This is a genomic window from Pseudomonas sp. LBUM1679, from assembly GCF_059695565.1.
Map to the genome: position 1 here is coordinate 741768 of NZ_CP166774.1, position 16925 is coordinate 758692.

Here is a 16925-nt window from a genome sequence, read left to right on the forward strand (position 1 = left end):
AACACCCCCGCGATTCAGTGCGGAAGCTGCTCGACCAGGAAATCGATGAAAGCCCTCAATCGCAGCGGCACATGGCGACTCTGCGGGTAGAGCAGAGTGAACGGCCGGGAGCGCCCGCCATAAGGCTTGAGCACTTCCACCAGCGAACCATCGGCCAGTTCGTTTTCGACGATGAAGCGATAAGTCTGAAACACCCCCGCCCCATGTTTGGCCAGGGTCACGCCACCGAGCACGTCGTCGGAACAACTGAGGCTACCCTCGGCGAGAATCTCTCGTTGCACGCCATCGTCGTTGAACAACCAGGCAATACGCCGACCGCTGCTGGGCAGTTCGTACTGAATGCATTCATGCTGTTGGAGGTCGTCCAGGGTTTGCGGGATGCCGGTACGTTTCAGGTAGTCGGGACTGGCGATCATCACCAACGCTGCGTCTTCCAGGTGCCGGGCGATGAGGCCGGAATCGGGAATCGCCCGCACGCGGATGGCCATGTCATAGCCTTCGCCAACAAAATCGATGTTGCGATTGCTGATGTGCGACTCGACTTTCACCGCCGGGAAGCGTTCCCGAAACGCTGGCAGCAGCGGCAGGATGCGGTGATGGGCATAAGTGGTTGGGATACTGATGCGCAAGGTGCCGGAAGGCTCCTGCTGCTGGCCCATGACCTCGCGCTGGGCCTCGACCAGTTGCGCCAGCGCCGGGCGACACTCTTCGTAATACCGCCGGCCACTGTCGGTCAGCTTTACGCTGCGCGTGGTGCGTGCGAACAGGCGCACGCCCAGGCGTTCTTCCATGCGCGACACCGATCGGCTCACGGCTGCCGGAGTCACGCCGGCCACCAGCGCGGCAGCGGTGAAGCTACCAGCCTCGGCGGCCAGGCAAAACAGTTCGATGCTGCCCAACTGAAGATCGTCGAACTGTCGCTGCATGATTGATTACACCAGGGATCGAATGGAGTGGATGGCTCTGTGTTTATCAAATTCCGCCACACAAATACAGGGCGTCTGGACTGGCAGCCCGGTTCGGGAAAATCGGCACGTTGAGCGCCCACAAAAAAGCCGTCGTGATGACGGCTGATTCGTAGGCGGCAATTGCGATCAACGACGGGTCAACAACACCCCGGATTCCATGTGATGGGTCCACGGGAACTGATCGAACATCGCGCAGCGAGTGATGCGATGGGTGTCGTGCAGTTGGGCGATGTTGGCCGCCAGCGTTTGCGGATTGCAGGAAATATACAGAATGTTGTCGAAGCGTCGGGTGAGCTCGCAGGTGTCCGGATCCATGCCCGCACGAGGCGGGTCGACGAAGACGCTACCGAATTCGTAGCTCTTCAGGTCGATGCCGTGCAGGCGACGGAACGGGCGCACTTCGTTCAACGCCTCGGTCAGCTCCTCGGCGGACAGGCGCACCAGGGTGACGTTATCCACCGCGTTATCGCTGAGATTGCTCAGTGCCGCATTGACCGAAGACTTGCTGATTTCGGTGGCCAGCACTTTGCGTACGCGAGTCGCGAGCGGCAGGGTGAAGTTGCCGTTGCCGCAGTACAGCTCCAGCAAATCGTCAGTTCGATCACCCAGCGCGTCATACGCCCAGTTGAGCATCTTCTGGTTCACCGTGCCGTTGGGCTGGGTAAACGCACCTTCCGGCTGGCGGTAGCTGAACGTGCGGCCACCGACCTCCAGTTTCTCGATCACGTAATCATGACCGATGACTTCGCGCTTGCCCTTGGAGCGGCCGATGACGCTGACATTCAGCTCGGCTGCCAGTTTCGAGGCGGCTGCGTGCCAATGTTCGTCCAGCGGACGGTGGTAGCACAGCGTGATCATTGCATCGCCGGCCAGGGTGGTCAGGAACTCCACCTGGAACAGCTTGTGACTCAGCGCCGCACTGCCTTGCCAGGCCGCTTTGAGCTGCGGCATCAACTGATTGATGCGCAGGCTGGCGATCGGAAACTCTTCGATCAGGATCGGCGTGCGTTTGTCTTCCTGGGAAAACATCGCGTAGTGACGCTCGCCGGCTTCGCGCCACAGGCGAAATTCTGCGCGCAGGCGGAAGTTCTGCAGCGGCGAGTCGAACACGGCAGGTTCTGGCGCATCGAACGGGGCCAGGAGATCACGCAGGCGCGTGACCTTTTCTTCGAGTTGAACGGCGTAAGCCTGGGTATCAAAAGTCATGCGTTGAACCAACCCAACTTGATCACGAACAGAATCGACAGGATCACCAGCGCCGAATTCAACTCACGGCCGCGACCGGAGAGCAGCTTGATCGCGGTCCAGGAAATGAAACCGAAGGCGATGCCATTGGCGATGGAATAAGTGAATGGCATGGCCAGGGCGGTGACCACGACCGGTGCAGCAACGGTAATGTCGTCCCAGTCTATTTCGGCCAGGCCGGATGTCATCAGTACCGCGACGAACAGCAGGGCAGGTGCCGTGGCGAACGCCGGAACGCTGGCGGCCAATGGCGAGAAAAACAACGCCAGCAGGAACAGAATTGCAACCACGACAGCGGTCAGGCCGGTGCGGCCACCGGCACTCACGCCGGCGGCGGATTCGATGTAGCTGGTCGTCGTTGAAGTCCCCAGCAAGGAACCGGCCATGGCCGCGGTACTGTCGGCGATCAGGGCGCGCCCCATTTTTGGCATGTGGCCATCCTTGCTCATCAGGCCGGCGCGCTTGGCCACACCGATCAGGGTGCCGGAGTTATCGAACAGGTCGACGAACAGGAACGCGAAAATCACGCTGACCAGACCGATGTCCAGCGCGCCTTTGATGTCCAGTTGCAGGAAGGTCGGCGCCAGCGACGGTGGCATCGACATGACGCCGCCGAACGGGGTAAAGCCCATTGCGATTGAGGTGATGGTCACCGCCAGAATGCCGATCAGCACCGCGCCGCGAATCTTCAGGGCTTCGAGGGCGACGATCAGGGCAAAGCCCAGGGTGGCGAGGATCGGTGCCGGTTGCTTGAGGTCGCCAAGGCCAACCATGGTTGCCGGGTTACTGACCACAATGCCGGCGTTGTGCAGGGCGATCAGGGCCAGAAACAGGCCGATACCGGCCGCAATGGCCGAGCGCAGCGGCAACGGGATGCTGTTGATGATCCACTCCCGGATACGGAAGATCGACAACAGGAAGAACAGCACGGCCGAAATGAACACCGCGCCCAGTGCCACTTGCCAGGTGTGGCCCATGTGCAGGACGACGGTATAGGTGAAGAAGGCGTTCAAGCCCATGCCCGGCGCGAGGGCGATCGGGTAGTTGGCGATCAGGCCCATCACGGTAGAGCCGATGGCGGCTGCCAGGCAGGTCGCGACAAACACCGCGCCCTTGTCCATGCCGGTCTCGCCGAGGATGCTCGGGTTGACAAACAGAATGTAGGCCATGGCCAAAAAGGTCGTGAGACCCGCCAGAATCTCGGTCCGCACATTGGTGTCATGTGCCTTGAGTTGAAACAGCCTTTCCAGCATGTCTGCTCCCCGTGGCGCGCCAGGCGCCGTGAATGTATCGACTTCAACAGCAAAGCACAGACCACCGCAGGCGCCCGATAATTTGCTGTAGGTCGGAAAAAGCCGCGCATCATACCAGCAGCGTGGGGTTATGACTGCTTATGGCTGCGATCGTCGTCGAAGTTTTGCGCTAAAGCCAAGTGAGCCATACTGCGCGCTGGTTTGGGGGGACTTATGTATTGCATGAGAAAAGGGCTGGTTGTCGGATCCGCGCTACGGATGGCCCTGTTTGCGGGGGCGCAAATCGCCTCGGCTGCCTCGGCGCCGCCGTTGAGTCAGGTGAAAGTGCTCAAGGTCGAGTCGCCGGGCTGTGGTTTTGAAAACATTGCACAGGGACAGGAGCAGACACGCTGCGATCATAGTGGCGCGAACATCCGGGTCTACGTGCTGGAAGTCGGCTACGGTCGTGGGGCGCATGTCGGGCTGGACGGTTTTGAGGTGAACGGCACCCGGACCCCGATCTGTGCGTTTGATAATGGCAACCTGACCGAATGCACCGTAGGGAAAAAAACGGTCGGCTATTTGTATGTCTTCGATCTGGCAGGCAAACAGGAGGGTACGTTCACCTTCAGCAATACCTCGATCAACGCCCCGGGCAACACCGTGTCGACGCAGCTTTACATCAAGTAGCGCCAGGCCGAACGAGAGCCGGGAAAGCTGACTACGCTTTAAAGATCATCCAGCGGACTGCGCCCATGACCTCAAGAGCACTAATTACCCTCGCCGAGGGCATCGATGACCTGCAAACAGTGACCCTGATCGATGTGCTGCGCCGTGCCAACGTCGAAGTGGTGGTGGCCAGCATCGAGGGGCGGCGCATGCTCACCTGTGCCCGTGGCACCCGGGTGACATCCGATGCGATGCTGGTGGACTTGCTGGCCCAGCCGTTCGATCTGATCGTGCTCCCCGGTGGGGCCGTGGGTGCGCAACATCTGGCGGCGCATCAACCCTTGCAACAATTGGTCAAGGATCAGGCGGCTGCCGGGCGCCTGTTCGCCGGCATCGCCGAGGCCCCGGCGCTCGCATTGCAAGCCTTTGGCGTCCTGCGCCAACGGCGTATGACCTGCCTGCCATCGGCCAGCCATCAACTGTCGGGTTGCAACTTCGTCGACCAGCCAGTGGTGGTCGACGGCAACTGCATCACCGCCCAGGGCTCGGGTGGCGCACTGGAGTTTGCCCTGACGCTGGTGGAACAGCTCTGCGGCAAAGCCACGCGGACCATGGTCGAAGCGGAATTGGTGGTGTAGCACCGCATGTGTGGCGAGGGAGCTTGCTCCCGCTGGCCTGCGTAGCAGGCTCCAACCACTCACTCCTGTTATGTATCGTGTCCCTATGTTTGCGGCTGCTGCGCAGCCGAGCGGGAGCAAGCTCCCTCGCCACAAATCAATTCCCTTGAACACTCTCACCTTCCCGAAGTCGTACCCCTATGACGGCGGTTTGCGAAAACGCCGCGAATGTACGACCAACCGTGAGGTGTTTATGAGCGCGACCACTCCCGACGCTGCGCAGCCGTCATTCGCCCGTCTCCCGCTGGATCTGACCCTCAATGGTCAGCATCGTCAGCTCGAGGTCCTGCCCTGGACCACATTGCTGGACTTGCTGCGTGAGCAACTGGACCTGGTTGGCACAAAAAAAGGCTGCGACCACGGCCAATGTGGCGCCTGCACGGTGTTGCTCAATGGCAAGCGAGTGAACGCCTGCCTGACGCTGGCGGTGATGTGCGATGGTGCCGAGCTGGTCACGGTCGAAGGCCTGGCCGACGGCGATGACTTGCATCCGATGCAGCGTGCCTTCATCAAGCATGATGCCTTTCAATGCGGGTATTGCACGCCAGGGCAGATTTGCTCCGCAGTGGGACTGGCTAATGAAGGACGGGCGCAGACCTGCGAGCAGATTAAGGAAGGGATGAGCGGTAACCTCTGCCGCTGTGGCGCCTACAACAACATCCGCGATGCCATCGAAGAGGCGCTTCCCGCTTGCCGGCAGGATGTCGGTCAAGGAGGTGGCCTATGAACCCTTTCCACTACAGCAAGCCGGATTCGGTGCAGGATGCCGTGCATCTCGCAGGTCCCGCTTCGCGTTTCATCGCAGGCGGTACCAATCTGCTGGATCTGATGAAGGAAAACGTTACCCGCCCCGAGCACCTGATCGATATCACTGGCCTGCCCCTGCGTGAAGTCAACGAAACGGCCCAGGGCGGATTGATGATCGGCGCCCTGGTCAGCAACGCCGACCTGGCCTGGCACCCCTTGATCGAGCAGCGTTACCCGCTGTTGTCCCAGGCCATCCTGGCGGGCGCCTCGCCGCAATTGCGCAATATGGCGAGCACTGGCGGCAATCTGTTGCAGCGCACCCGTTGTTATTATTTTTACGACGCCAGCGTGCCGTGCAACAAACGTGAGCCCGGCAGCGGTTGCCCGGCTCGGGATGGTCTGAATCGAATCCACGCCATCTTTGGCGCCAGTGCGCAGTGTGTCGCCACGCATCCATCAGACATGTGCGTGGCCCTGGCTGCGCTGGAGGCGGTGGTCCATGTCCAGGGTCGTGGTGGTGCGCGCAGCATCGAGTTTGCCGACTTTCACCGTTTGCCCGGCGAGGCTCCGGAGCGTGACAACCAACTGGCCGACGATGAGTTGATCACCGCCATCGAACTGCCCGCCGCCGGTTTCGCCGAGTACAGTCATTACCTGAAGATCCGCGATCGCGCATCCTATGCCTTTGCGCTGGTATCGGTAGCCGCAGCGCTCGAGATGACCGGCCCCATCATTCGTGAAGCGCGGCTGGTCCTCGGTGGCGTGGCACACAAACCCTGGCGCGACAAGGCCGTCGAAAGCTGGCTGACGGGCAAGGCGCCCAGCCGTGAAACCTTCACCGCCGCCGCCGATACCCTGCTGCAAGACGCCGAACCGCTCGAGCACAACGCGTTTAAAGTCAAACTGGCGCGGCGGGCCATTGTCCGCGCCCTGAGCGATGCCGCGCGGGGAGGGCAGTCCGATGAATAATTTCACGCAACCCATGGGCCTGCCGCTGGATCGGGTCGACGGCCAGCTGAAAGTGACCGGTCAGGCACGTTATGCCGGCGAGTTTCCCAAGGAGGGCCTGTTTCACGGCAGCGTCGTTTCCAGCACCATCGCCAAGGGGCGGGTAGTGCGGATTGATGCATCGAAGGCATTGGCGCTGCCTGGTGTGATCGCGGTCATCGATCACACGAACCGGCCGAAAATCGCCAGTTACGACGAGCCCTACGAGGACGCCGACTCGGCCGAAGGCTCGCCGTTCCGCCCCTTGTACAACGACCGGGTGCTGTACAGCGGCCAACCGCTGGCGCTGGTGGTAGCCGATAACCTTGAACTGGCGCGCCATGCCGGTTCACTGGTGGTGATCGAATACGAAACCGAAGAGCATCAGACCGATCTGCTGAAGCTACAAGGCGAAGCTCGCGAAGCCCCCGCCGAACTGCCCAAACCCCGTGGGCATTTTCAGGAGGAGTTTGCTGGTGCGGCCATCAGCCTGGACCTGGACTACAGCACGCCGATCGAACATCACAACCCGATGGAGCCGCATGCCAGCACAGTCCTGTATCAGGCCGATGGCAGCCTGCATATCCACGACAAGACCCAGGGCACGCAAAACTGTCAGTCCTATGTACAAAAGGTCTTTGGACTGGAGAAACAGCAAGTCAGAATTTTCGCGGCTTATGTCGGCGGTGCGTTCGGCTCGGGCTTGCGCCCGCAATATCAACTCGTGCTGGCGGTCATGGCGGCGCTGTCGCTCAAGCGCTCGGTGCGTGTGACGCTGACCCGGCAGCAGATGTTCACCTTCGGCTACCGACCCCGCACGTTGCAGCGCCTGCAAATAGGGGCGGCGGCCAATGGTCGTCTGCTGGCGGTTGCCCATACCGCCATTGGCCAGACCTCGAGATTCGAAGATTTCACCGAGCATGTGGTGGAGTGGAGCGGCATGCTCTATCACTGCGACAACGTGCAGCTGACCTACAAATTACTGCCGCTGGATGTGTTCACGCCCTTGGACATGCGCGCCCCGGGAGCGGCGCTGGGGCTGATCGGCCTGGAGTGTGCCATGGATGAGTTGGCTTGCGCCCTGGCGATCGATCCCCTGCAATTGCGCCTGATCAACTACGCCGAGCGCAATCAGAACGAAGACAAGCCGTATTCCAGCAAAGAACTGCGCGAGTGTTATGCCCAGGGCGCCAAGCGTTTCGGCTGGGAACAGCGCAATGCCGAACCCCGCAGCATGCGCCAGGGCCGGCAGCTGGTTGGCTGGGGCATGGCCGGTGGCGTCTGGGAGGCCATGCAGCAGAAGGCCAGTGCCAAAGCCAGGCTCGATCACCATGGCAAACTGACGGTCAGCAGCGCAACGACAGACATCGGCACCGGTACTTATACCGTGATGACGCAAATCGCCGCGCAGGCGTCAGGCGTTTCGATGAAAGATGTCACCTTTATCCTTGGCGACTCCTCATTACCCACCGCGCCGTTGCAGGGAGGATCGTTCACAGTCTCATCAGTGGGCACTGCGGTGCAGCAAGCCTGTGAAGCATTAAAGGAAAAACTGCTCGCCGTCGCCCGGCAGACGTCTGCGGCGTTCGCTGGCGTGACCGCTGAACAGGCCGTTTTCGAAGAAGGGCAGTTGACCTTCGGCGAGGCGCGGGTGGCATTGGCCGACCTGGCCCGGAACAGCGGGGAAGAGGCGATCGAGGTTCAGGTGGACGCCGAGCCCGACAAGAAACGAGAAGCCTATGCCACCGCGACTCACTCGGCGGTGTTCGTCGAGGTACTGGTCGACGAAGACTTGGGCATCGTCAAGGTCAACCGGGTCGTCAGTGCGATCGCCGCAGGCCGGGTGGTCAATCCGAAAATGGCCCGCAGCCAGATCCTTGGCGGTGTTGTCTGGGGCATCGGCATGGCCTTGCACGAAGAGACTCAAACCGACCACGCGCTGGGCCGCCACATGAACCACAGCCTGGCCGAGTATCACATCCCGGTAAACGCCGACATCGGCGACATTGACGTACTGTTTGTCGAAGAACACGACGAGATCGTCAACGCTCTGGGTTCCAAGGGCGTCGGCGAAATCGGCATCGTCGGGGTGGCGGCAGCCGTGGCCAATGCCATTTACCACGCCACCGGTATACGGGTGCGGGATTTTCCGATCACCCTGGACAAGCTGCTTTAGGCCTTGGCTTCTTCCGCCGGCACATGCATGCGGTCGCGGTGGGCCAGGGTCGGGAACAGTTTGATCCAGACCCCGGTCACCACCAGCGTGCCGATGCCGCCCATGACCACCGCCGGCACAGTGCCGAACCAATGGGCGGTCAGGCCGGATTCAAACTCGCCCAACTGGTTCGAGGCCCCGATGAACAGACCGTTCACAGCGCTGACCCGGCCGCGCATTTCGTCCGGGGTTTCCAGTTGCACGAACGAGGCACGGATCACCATGCTGATCATGTCCGCTGCGCCCAACACCACCAAGACCGCGAGGGAAAACCAGAAGGAGGTCGACAGGCCGAACGCAATCGTCGCCACGCCAAACACGCCGACGGCGGTGAACATCACTCGCCCGACCTTGCGATCCACGGAAAACCGCGCCAGCCAGAGCGACATCAGCAACGCCCCCACCGCCGGGGCCGAACGCAACAGGCCCAGGCCCCAAGGGCCCGTCAATAGAATGTCCTTGGCGAACACGGGCAGCAACGCCGTCGCGCCGCCGAGCAGGACCGCAAACAGATCCAGGGAAATCGCCCCGAGGATATCCGGACGGCTACGAATGAAGCGGATGCCTGCCAGCAACGAATCCAGGGTGGCCTTGCCCTTGTTCAGCGGTGTCTGCCGGCCGGGCAGGTTGAGCATCAGCGCACAGGCGATGACGTAGAGGATTACGGTCGGGCCATACACCCAGACACTGCCGAAGGCGTAGAGCAAGCCGCCGAGGGCCGGGGCGACGATGGTCGCCGATTGTTGGGCTGACTGAGCGGCGGCGACGGCGCGCGGAAACAGTGCACTGGGCACGATGCTCGGCAGCAAGGCCTGGGTGGTCGGCATTTCGAAAGAGCGTGCGGCACCCAGCAGGAACGCGAGGATGAAGATCATTTCCCGGGTGACATGGTCGGTCGCACTGCCGATGGCCAGTGACAGGGCGATAAGGGCTTGCAGGGATTGGCAGATTGCCGCGACCTTGCGCCGGTCATAACGGTCCGCGACATGCCCGGTGTGCAGCATGAACAGCACCCGCGGGGCAAATTCCACCAGACCGACCAGTCCCAGGTCGAGCACATTGCCGGTCAGCTGATACAGGTTCCAGCCGATGGCCACGGTGAGCATCTGAAAGCCGCTGGCGGTAAATACCCGAGCCAGCCAGAACGCGATGAAAGGGCGGTGATGACGTAACAGCAAGGGGGCTTGGCTGGGCATCGGAGGGCAAATCTGAACAAAGGGAAGGGCGAGATTATCACCAACCTGTAACCAGAAGTTGCAGTCCTGGGGAATTTAGTTAGCTTGGTATCGATACAGCGAGGATCTCCTCGCCACAGGACGTTGCTCACCCTGCAAATGTGTTGCGGTTCATGACCAGCGCTATGAGGCAACCTGTCACGCGGCAAAAGACCACACCGTCCATCGCCGAAAACCGGACTACTCTTTCACCCATGCTTGATCCAGATCAAGACCCTTGTGGAATTGATCCGGCGGCCAGTTGGCCAGACTCCCTACGATGTGATGTTTGCAAAAAAAGAACGAATTCCAATTCGCCACACTCCATATCCCTGGGAGCAGTGGGTGCAGGCCGCAGGCCTTCAGCCGGTATCACCTGACAGAGGAAGACTTATGTTCGGTTTGGAGGCACTTGATCTCGCCCGAATTCAATTCGCGTTCACTATCTCGTTCCACATTCTGTTCCCGGCCATCACCATCGGCCTGGCGAGTTATCTGGCGGTGCTCGAAGGGCTGTGGCTGAAGACCAACAACGACACTTACCGCGATCTGTACCATTTCTGGTCGAAGATCTTTGCCGTCAACTTCGGCATGGGCGTGGTCTCGGGGCTGGTCATGGCCTATCAGTTCGGCACCAACTGGAGCCGTTTCTCGGACTTCGCCGGTTCTGTGACCGGGCCGTTGCTGACGTACGAAGTGCTGACGGCGTTCTTCCTCGAAGCCGGTTTCCTGGGGGTCATGCTGTTCGGCTGGAACAAGGTGGGGCGCAATCTGCACTTCTTCGCCACGGTGATGGTCGCCATCGGCACCCTGATCTCGACTTTCTGGATTCTTGCCTCCAACAGCTGGATGCAGACGCCGCAGGGCTATGAAATCGTCAATGGCCAGGTGATTCCGGTGGACTGGCTGGCGGTGATCTTCAACCCGTCGTTCCCGTATCGCCTGTTGCACATGTCGACAGCGGCGTTCGTCGCAACCGCCTTCTTCGTCGGTTCCTCGGCGGCCTGGCACTTGCTGCGCGGCAAGGACAACCCGGCGATTCGCACCATGCTTTCGATGGCGATGTGGATGGCCTTGATCGTGGCGCCGATTCAAGCCGTCATCGGTGACTTCCACGGTCTCAATACCCTCAAGCATCAGCCGGCGAAAATCGCCGCGATTGAAGGCCATTGGGAGAACCATGGCGATGAACCGACCCCGCTGATCCTGTTCGGCTGGCCGGACATGAAAGAAGAGCGGACCAAATTTGCGGTCGAGATTCCCTACCTGGGCAGCCTGATCCTCACGCACTCGCTGGACAAACAGGTGCCGGCGCTCAAGGATTTCCCACCTGAAGACCGGCCGAACTCGACCATCGTGTTCTGGTCGTTCCGGGTCATGGTGGGGCTGGGCATGCTGATGATCTTTACCGGTCTGTGGAGCCTGTGGCTGCGCAAAAGCGACAAGCTGTACACCTCGCGGCCGTTCCTGTACCTGGCGTTGTGGATGGGCCCGTCCGGCCTGATCGCGATCCTCGCCGGTTGGTTCACCACTGAAATCGGCCGTCAGCCGTGGGTGGTCTACGGCCTGATGCGTACGGCGGATGCATCCTCCAACCACAGTTTCATGCAGATGAGCATCACGCTGGTCCTGTTCGTCGTGGTGTATTTCGCGCTGTTCGGTGCCGGTCTGGGCTACATGATGCGCCTGGTGCGCAAAGGGCCGAAGATCGACGAAGGCAAGGAAACGCCCGAGGGTGGTCCAGGCAAGAAACGCACACCGGCTCGTCCGCTTTCCGCTGCCGACGATGACGCCGACGCTGATAGCAGCGCCAGCCTGACCAAGGAGATTTGAATCATGGGTATCGATCTTCCGCTGATCTGGGCCGTGATCATCATCTTCGGCATCATGATGTACGTGGTCATGGACGGCTTCGATCTGGGCATCGGCATTCTCTTCCCGTTCATCAAGGGCAAGACCGACCGTGACGTCATGATGAACACCGTCGCGCCAGTCTGGGACGGCAACGAAACCTGGCTGGTACTGGGCGGCGCGGCATTGTTCGGCGCGTTCCCGCTGGCCTATTCGGTGGTGCTCTCGGCGTTGTACCTGCCGCTGATATTCATGTTGATCGGGTTGATTTTCCGTGGCGTGGCTTTCGAGTTCCGCTTCAAGGCCAAGGACGACAAGCGCCACCTCTGGGACAAGGCATTCATCGGTGGCTCGATTGCCGCCACGTTCTTCCAGGGCGTGGCGCTGGGTGCTTTCATCGATGGGTTGCCGGTCGTCAACCGCCAGTTCGCCGGTGGCTCGCTGGACTGGCTGACGCCATTCACCCTGTTCTGTGGCGCGGCGCTGGTGGTGGCTTATGCGCTGCTCGGGTGCACCTGGCTGATCATGAAAACCGAAGGCAAGTTGCAAGAGCAGATGCATGACCTGGCGCGGCCATTGGCATTTGTGGTGCTGGCAGTGATCGGTATCGTCAGCATCTGGACGCCTTTGGCTCACGCCGAGATCGCCGCTCGGTGGTTCACCCTGCCAAACCTGTTCTGGTTCCTGCCGGTGCCGATTCTGGTGCTGGTGACCATGTACGGACTGATTCGCGCCGTGGCCCGCAATGCGCATTACACGCCGTTCCTGCTGACCCTGGTCCTGATTTTCCTCGGCTACAGCGGTCTGGGCATCAGCTTGTGGCCGAACATCGTGCCTCCCTCGATCTCGATCTGGGACGCCGCGGCACCGCCGCAAAGCCAGGGCTTCATGCTGGTAGGGACGTTGTTCATCATCCCGTTCATCCTGGGTTACACCTTCTGGAGCTACTACGTATTCCGCGGCAAGGTCACCCACGAAGATGGCTACCACTAGAGCACAGGATAAGGGTGCAGGCACTGATACCTGCGCCGTTTCAGAGGAGATCGCGATGATGGCTGGCAAACATTCCTTGCAGGAAATCGAAGCAGCAGAGAAAAAGCCGCTGTGGCAGCGACTGGGCTGGCTGGCGATGATCTGGACCGGCAGCGTGGTGGCGCTGTTCATCGTCGCGAGCCTGATGCGCATGTTCATGAACGCCGCGGGCTTGTCGACTCACTGATTTCGCCACATCTCATCCCGTTGCCTTGCGGCACGGATTTACAACCCTCCTGTACCGGAGGGTTTTTTTTGCCTGAGATTATTTTCGGGCTTTGAGGATCACGAACTTGGGTGTGGCGGCCACCTGTTCGACACCGCGGAACAGGCGCGCGAGCTTGCTGTGATAACCCAGGTGACGGTTGCCGACGATGTACAACGCGCCGCCCACCACCAGGGCTTCACGTGCCTGCTGAAACATCCGCCAGGCCAGGAAGTCGCCGACCACTTGTTGCTGGTGAAACGGTGGGTTGCACAGCACCACGTCCAGAGACTGGGCTTCCTGCCCGGCCAAACCATCGCCGGCACGCACGATGACTGGCCGATCACCCAGCGCCTTGTGCCAGTTTTCGGTCGCCGATTGCACGGCCATGAACGACTCGTCCACCAGCGTGTAATGGGCTTCAGGGTTTTGCAGAGCGCTGGCGATGGCCAGGACACCGTTACCGCAACCGAGGTCGGCAACCCGCGCCGCGCCGAGGTTCCTGGGCAAGTGCGGCAGAAATGCCCGTGTGCCGATATCCAGCCCTTCGCGGCAGAATACGTTGGCATGGTTGAGCAGTTCGATCGCAGGCTCGTCGAGTCGATAGCGAGTCGGGTAGGGAGAGAGCGCGGGAACTTTGGCTTCAACGTCAGCGATCAACAGCCGGGCTTTCTTCACCGCCAGCGAGGCGTGGACCGGCCCGATGTAACGCTCCAGCAGATCGCCCGCAGCGCGGGGCAGGTGCTTGATCATGGCGCCGGCAATCACTTGGGCGCCCGGTGCCAACTGACCTTGCAGACGGATCAGTTGCTCCTCCAGCAAGGCCAGGGTTTTTGGCACCCGGACCAATACCCGGTCAAACGGACCCGTCAGCGCTTCGCTGGCAGGGACGCTCTGCACCGCATCAAATGCCTGGCCGTTACGGATCAGGTTCTTCTCCAGCCCTTGAAAGGCCAGGAACGAATCGCCGCTGCTGATCACCCGGACCTTGCCCCGCAGACTGGCGGCCAATGCGCCGAAGCTGTCGTTAAGCACCAACACTCGAGAGTCCCCGCTCGGCTGCTGTTCGGCCAGATAAGTGAGCAGGTATTCATCCGCAGCATCAAACGCCTGCAGCGGTTCGTTCTGCTGTTCGGGCTGGCGAATCAGGTCAAGTCGGGCAAAGGGTGTTTCGAGCAAGGGCATGGCGCGGGGACTCTGGGAAATCAACAGGGGTAATCAACAGGTCTCCCGCGGCCTGGTAGGCTTTTGATGCGCGCGAGACCCTCCGAGCGTACTGCGGCGTGTAGCTTCACACGTCATCACTCAGGAAGGACCGCAAATGGTACGTTTTTTTCTTTTGGATTACTCGCAGGTTTTATCGATCAACGCATCGCATTGCTGTTGAGATAGCCGCCCCTGGCTGCGGTAATGACCGCCGCAATCTTGTTGTTGACGCCGAATTTCACAATCGCGCTCTGCACATGGAAATTGATGGTGCGCGGGCTGAGGTTGAGAATTCTGGCGCTCTCATACGCAGTCTTGCCATCGGCTGCCAGTTTCAATACGTTGATTTCCCTGTCGGTTAAATGCAGAGCGGGCGGTGTCTCGGCTTTTTTTGGCAAGGTCTGCGCGATCAAGGCATGCAGATGGCGCCCCATGAATACTGCAAAGCCCAGTTTTTCATACAGCTCGAACGCAGTGATCGCACAGTGGCTTCTAGCCAAACTAAGAATGCTGCAATACCCTCTTTCTTCATCATGAATGGCGTGTGACCAGCCGTGCTGCAGGCCTTGGTTTTCAAGCGCTTCCCACAGTGTTGGAGCGTGAGTGAAGAGTGCTTCATTCCATAGAATAGGCAATATAGAGTGATTGCAATGAGCCACTACCGGGTCGATAACGCTCATTTGCTTCTGTTCATATTCCCTGTTCCAGGCCGCAGGGTAATTATTCAGCTTGATAGTGTCGTATTGGTCGAACTCCGTTTGATAAGTTGTTGAAAATGCGAAAAATTTGAATCCTATATTTTTCGCGAAGCCAAGTGCGATACGGTAGGCGGTATCAATCTCCGTTGTGCACGACAGTTGGTTTAATTGTGACTCCATCCACCTTTCCATCATGGGTCTCCATTACCTTACGTTGGGTGCCAAATTGGATCCGAGATCCGGCACGCCTCGAGTGTAGGACGAATCCTACGGCGTGGTGAGAAAATTTAGCTTGGCCGGGGCATTAAAAACTAAATATCAAGTTCTAATAATAGGGTGTTGAATGTCGTGTTTAATATGATTTGCCTGTTGCTGAGGGAATGCAGGTAGTTGTAGAAGAAATGTGAAATTGTGTAATCGACTTATCCGTGAAAAAAGGCACTACAAATCGTCGGTGTTTAAGTGCCTTGCTTTGCGGGACACTGGACGCTATCAGTTGTATGGAGCGACCCATGACCGCCAGTGTAGAAAAATTCACGCGCCAGAACTTGCTCGACGTTCAGCCGTTGACCCCGAACCTGTTTACCCTGCGGACCACCCGGGATCCGGGGTTTCGCTTCCGCGCCGGGCAATTCGCCCGTTTAGGCGTGACCAAGGCTGACGGCAGCACGGTATGGCGCGCTTACTCCATGGTTTCGTCACCCTATGACGAATTCCTCGAGTTCTTCTCAATCGTGGTGCCGGGGGGTGAATTCACCAGTGAACTGAGCCGGCTGGAAGTCGGCGATACGCTGCTGGTCGACCGTCAGGCCTTTGGCTATCTGACGTTGGATCGCTTTATCGACGGGCGTGACCTCTGGTTGTTGTCTACAGGCACCGGCCTGGCACCGTTCCTGTCGATTCTGCAGGACTTCGAGGTCTGGGAAAAATTCGAGCGAATCATCCTGGTCTACAGCGTGCGCGAAGCTCGGGAACTGGCTTATCAGGAGCTGATTGCGGGCCTGGCGCAGCGTGACTATTTAGCGGAGCACGCTCACAAGTTGCAGTTCATCGCCACGGTCACGCGCGAGCAGCATCCTGGCGCCTTGAGTGGCCGGATCACCACGCTGATTGAAAAGGGTGAGCTGGAACAAGCGGCCGGGGTGGCGCTGACGCCCGAGCATTCGCGGGTCATGCTCTGCGGCAACCCGCAGATGATCGATGACACGCGAACATTGCTTAAACAGCGTCACATGCACTTGAGTCTCAGCCGGCGACCCGGACAAGTTGCGGTGGAAAATTATTGGTAAAAAAACGGCGCCCGAAGGCGCCATTGTTGAAAGCATACTCACGAAGGTCGATTGTTCTGGGCCTTCAGCAGGTCGCGGATCTCGCTCAGCAGCTCTTCTTCCTTGGTGGGAACCGGCGGCAGGGTTGGCGCAACGGCTTCTTCGCGCTTCAGGCGGTTGATGGCTTTGACGCCCATGAAGATCGCGAAGGCGACGATGATGAAGTCGATCGTGCTCTGGATGAATTTACCATACGCCAGCACCACCGCCGGGATGTCCCCGTTGGCGGCCTTGAGCGTGATGGCCAGGTCGCTGAAATCGACCCCGCCGATCAACAGGCCGATGGGTGGCATGATCACATCGCCGACGAATGACGAAACGATCTTGCCGAAGGCGGCGCCGATGATGATACCGACGGCCATGTCGACCACATTGCCTTTGACCGCGAAGGCCTTGAACTCATTGATCACGCCCATGGGGTTATTTCCTTGTTCCAGATGAGGTAAGTGCCAGCAGTGTAATTCAGCAAAATGCTTCTTGCTCGAAACACCAGCTTACTGTGCTCGCCTGCTATCGACCGGACCGTCGGTAAAAAGTTTACAAAAAGCCATCACTTATGAGCCGGCTGAACCCGTGGAGCGGATCATCCCGGGTGGTTTTCGTTATCCCTTTCGGTCATTTTTTTCCGTCGTTCAATGGCTTCTACTGGTC

The 16925-nt window shown here is 59.7% G+C and carries 16 protein-coding genes; 9 read left to right on the top strand and 7 right to left on the bottom strand.

The window, feature by feature from the left end; genetic code table 11:
• Positions 1-14 precede the first annotated feature (14 nt).
• The 3 genes from ACA062_RS03330 to ACA062_RS03340 form a co-directional block, all read right to left on the bottom strand.
• Positions 15-926: a LysR family transcriptional regulator gene (locus ACA062_RS03330; protein WP_497455210.1), complete on the bottom strand. Its 912-nt coding sequence runs from the start codon at positions 924-926 to the stop codon at positions 15-17.
• A gap of 168 nt (positions 927-1094) precedes the next feature.
• Positions 1095-2174, bottom strand: a complete 1080-nt coding sequence (gene trmA, locus ACA062_RS03335) for a tRNA (uridine(54)-C5)-methyltransferase TrmA (protein ID WP_497455211.1) — start codon at positions 2172-2174, stop codon at positions 1095-1097.
• The gene (locus ACA062_RS03340) at positions 2171-3466 is read right to left on the bottom strand and encodes an NCS2 family permease (RefSeq protein ID WP_497455212.1); all 1296 of its coding nucleotides are present in this window, start codon (positions 3464-3466) and stop codon (positions 2171-2173) included. Before ACA062_RS03340 ends, trmA begins: the two co-directional genes overlap by 4 nt.
• Before the next feature lie 222 nt (positions 3467-3688).
• Here ACA062_RS03340 and ACA062_RS03345 point away from each other — a divergent pair, with 222 nt between their 5' ends.
• From ACA062_RS03345 to ACA062_RS03365, 5 genes are all read left to right on the top strand, one after another.
• Entirely contained in the window at positions 3689-4135 is a 447-nt protein-coding gene (locus ACA062_RS03345) for a DUF4879 domain-containing protein (protein WP_497455213.1), read from the top strand.
• Between the two features lie 65 nt (positions 4136-4200).
• Positions 4201-4752 carry a DJ-1 family glyoxalase III gene (locus tag ACA062_RS03350; protein ID WP_497455214.1) on the top strand — a complete coding sequence of 184 codons (552 nt, stop codon included), beginning with the start codon at positions 4201-4203 and terminating at the stop codon, positions 4750-4752.
• A gap of 232 nt (positions 4753-4984) precedes the next feature.
• Positions 4985-5518, top strand: coding sequence for a (2Fe-2S)-binding protein (locus ACA062_RS03355; RefSeq protein WP_497455215.1), 534 nt, complete (start codon positions 4985-4987; stop codon positions 5516-5518).
• Positions 5515-6507 carry an FAD binding domain-containing protein gene (locus ACA062_RS03360; protein ID WP_497455216.1) on the top strand — a complete coding sequence of 331 codons (993 nt, stop codon included), beginning with the start codon at positions 5515-5517 and terminating at the stop codon, positions 6505-6507. Before ACA062_RS03355 ends, ACA062_RS03360 begins: the two co-directional genes overlap by 4 nt.
• Entirely contained in the window at positions 6500-8701 is a 2202-nt protein-coding gene (locus tag ACA062_RS03365) for a xanthine dehydrogenase family protein molybdopterin-binding subunit (RefSeq protein WP_497455217.1), read from the top strand. Before ACA062_RS03360 ends, ACA062_RS03365 begins: the two co-directional genes overlap by 8 nt.
• Here the strand turns inward: ACA062_RS03365 and ACA062_RS03370 are convergent.
• On the bottom strand, positions 8698-9936 hold the full coding sequence (locus tag ACA062_RS03370; RefSeq protein WP_497455218.1) for an MFS transporter: 1239 nt from the start codon (positions 9934-9936) through the stop codon (positions 8698-8700). The genes ACA062_RS03365 and ACA062_RS03370 overlap by 4 nt on opposite strands.
• Before the next feature lie 411 nt (positions 9937-10347).
• Between ACA062_RS03370 and ACA062_RS03375 the strand changes: the two genes are divergently transcribed.
• From ACA062_RS03375 to ACA062_RS03385, 3 genes are read left to right on the top strand one after another with little or no spacing between them, the layout of a single operon-like run.
• Positions 10348-11787, top strand: coding sequence for a cytochrome ubiquinol oxidase subunit I (locus ACA062_RS03375; RefSeq protein ID WP_497455219.1), 1440 nt, complete (start codon positions 10348-10350; stop codon positions 11785-11787).
• A gap of 3 nt (positions 11788-11790) precedes the next feature.
• Positions 11791-12798: a cytochrome d ubiquinol oxidase subunit II gene (gene cydB / locus ACA062_RS03380; protein ID WP_128874458.1), complete on the top strand. Its 1008-nt coding sequence runs from the start codon at positions 11791-11793 to the stop codon at positions 12796-12798.
• Between the two features lie 58 nt (positions 12799-12856).
• A complete protein-coding gene (locus ACA062_RS03385; RefSeq protein ID WP_064680606.1) occupies positions 12857-13024 on the top strand; it encodes a DUF2474 domain-containing protein in 168 nt (55 codons plus the stop codon).
• A gap of 78 nt (positions 13025-13102) precedes the next feature.
• On the opposite strand, the gene ACA062_RS03390 is transcribed toward ACA062_RS03385, so the two are convergent.
• Both ACA062_RS03390 and ACA062_RS03395 read right to left on the bottom strand, forming a co-directional pair.
• Entirely contained in the window at positions 13103-14227 is a 1125-nt protein-coding gene (locus ACA062_RS03390) for a methyltransferase (RefSeq protein ID WP_497455220.1), read from the bottom strand.
• 179 nt (positions 14228-14406) lie between these two features.
• Positions 14407-15138, bottom strand: coding sequence for an autoinducer binding domain-containing protein (locus ACA062_RS03395; protein WP_497457352.1), 732 nt, complete (start codon positions 15136-15138; stop codon positions 14407-14409).
• A 320-nt stretch (positions 15139-15458) separates the two neighbouring features.
• Here ACA062_RS03395 and ACA062_RS03400 point away from each other — a divergent pair, with 320 nt between their 5' ends.
• Positions 15459-16235 (top strand): ferredoxin--NADP reductase, encoded by a 777-nt coding sequence (locus tag ACA062_RS03400; protein ID WP_497455221.1) that lies wholly within the window; start codon positions 15459-15461, stop codon positions 16233-16235.
• Positions 16236-16273: 38 nt separating this feature from the next.
• Here the strand turns inward: ACA062_RS03400 and mscL are convergent, their stop codons facing one another.
• Positions 16274-16690 carry a large-conductance mechanosensitive channel protein MscL gene (gene mscL, locus ACA062_RS03405; RefSeq protein ID WP_497455222.1) on the bottom strand — a complete coding sequence of 139 codons (417 nt, stop codon included), beginning with the start codon at positions 16688-16690 and terminating at the stop codon, positions 16274-16276.
• Between the last annotated feature and the right edge of the window lie 235 nt (positions 16691-16925).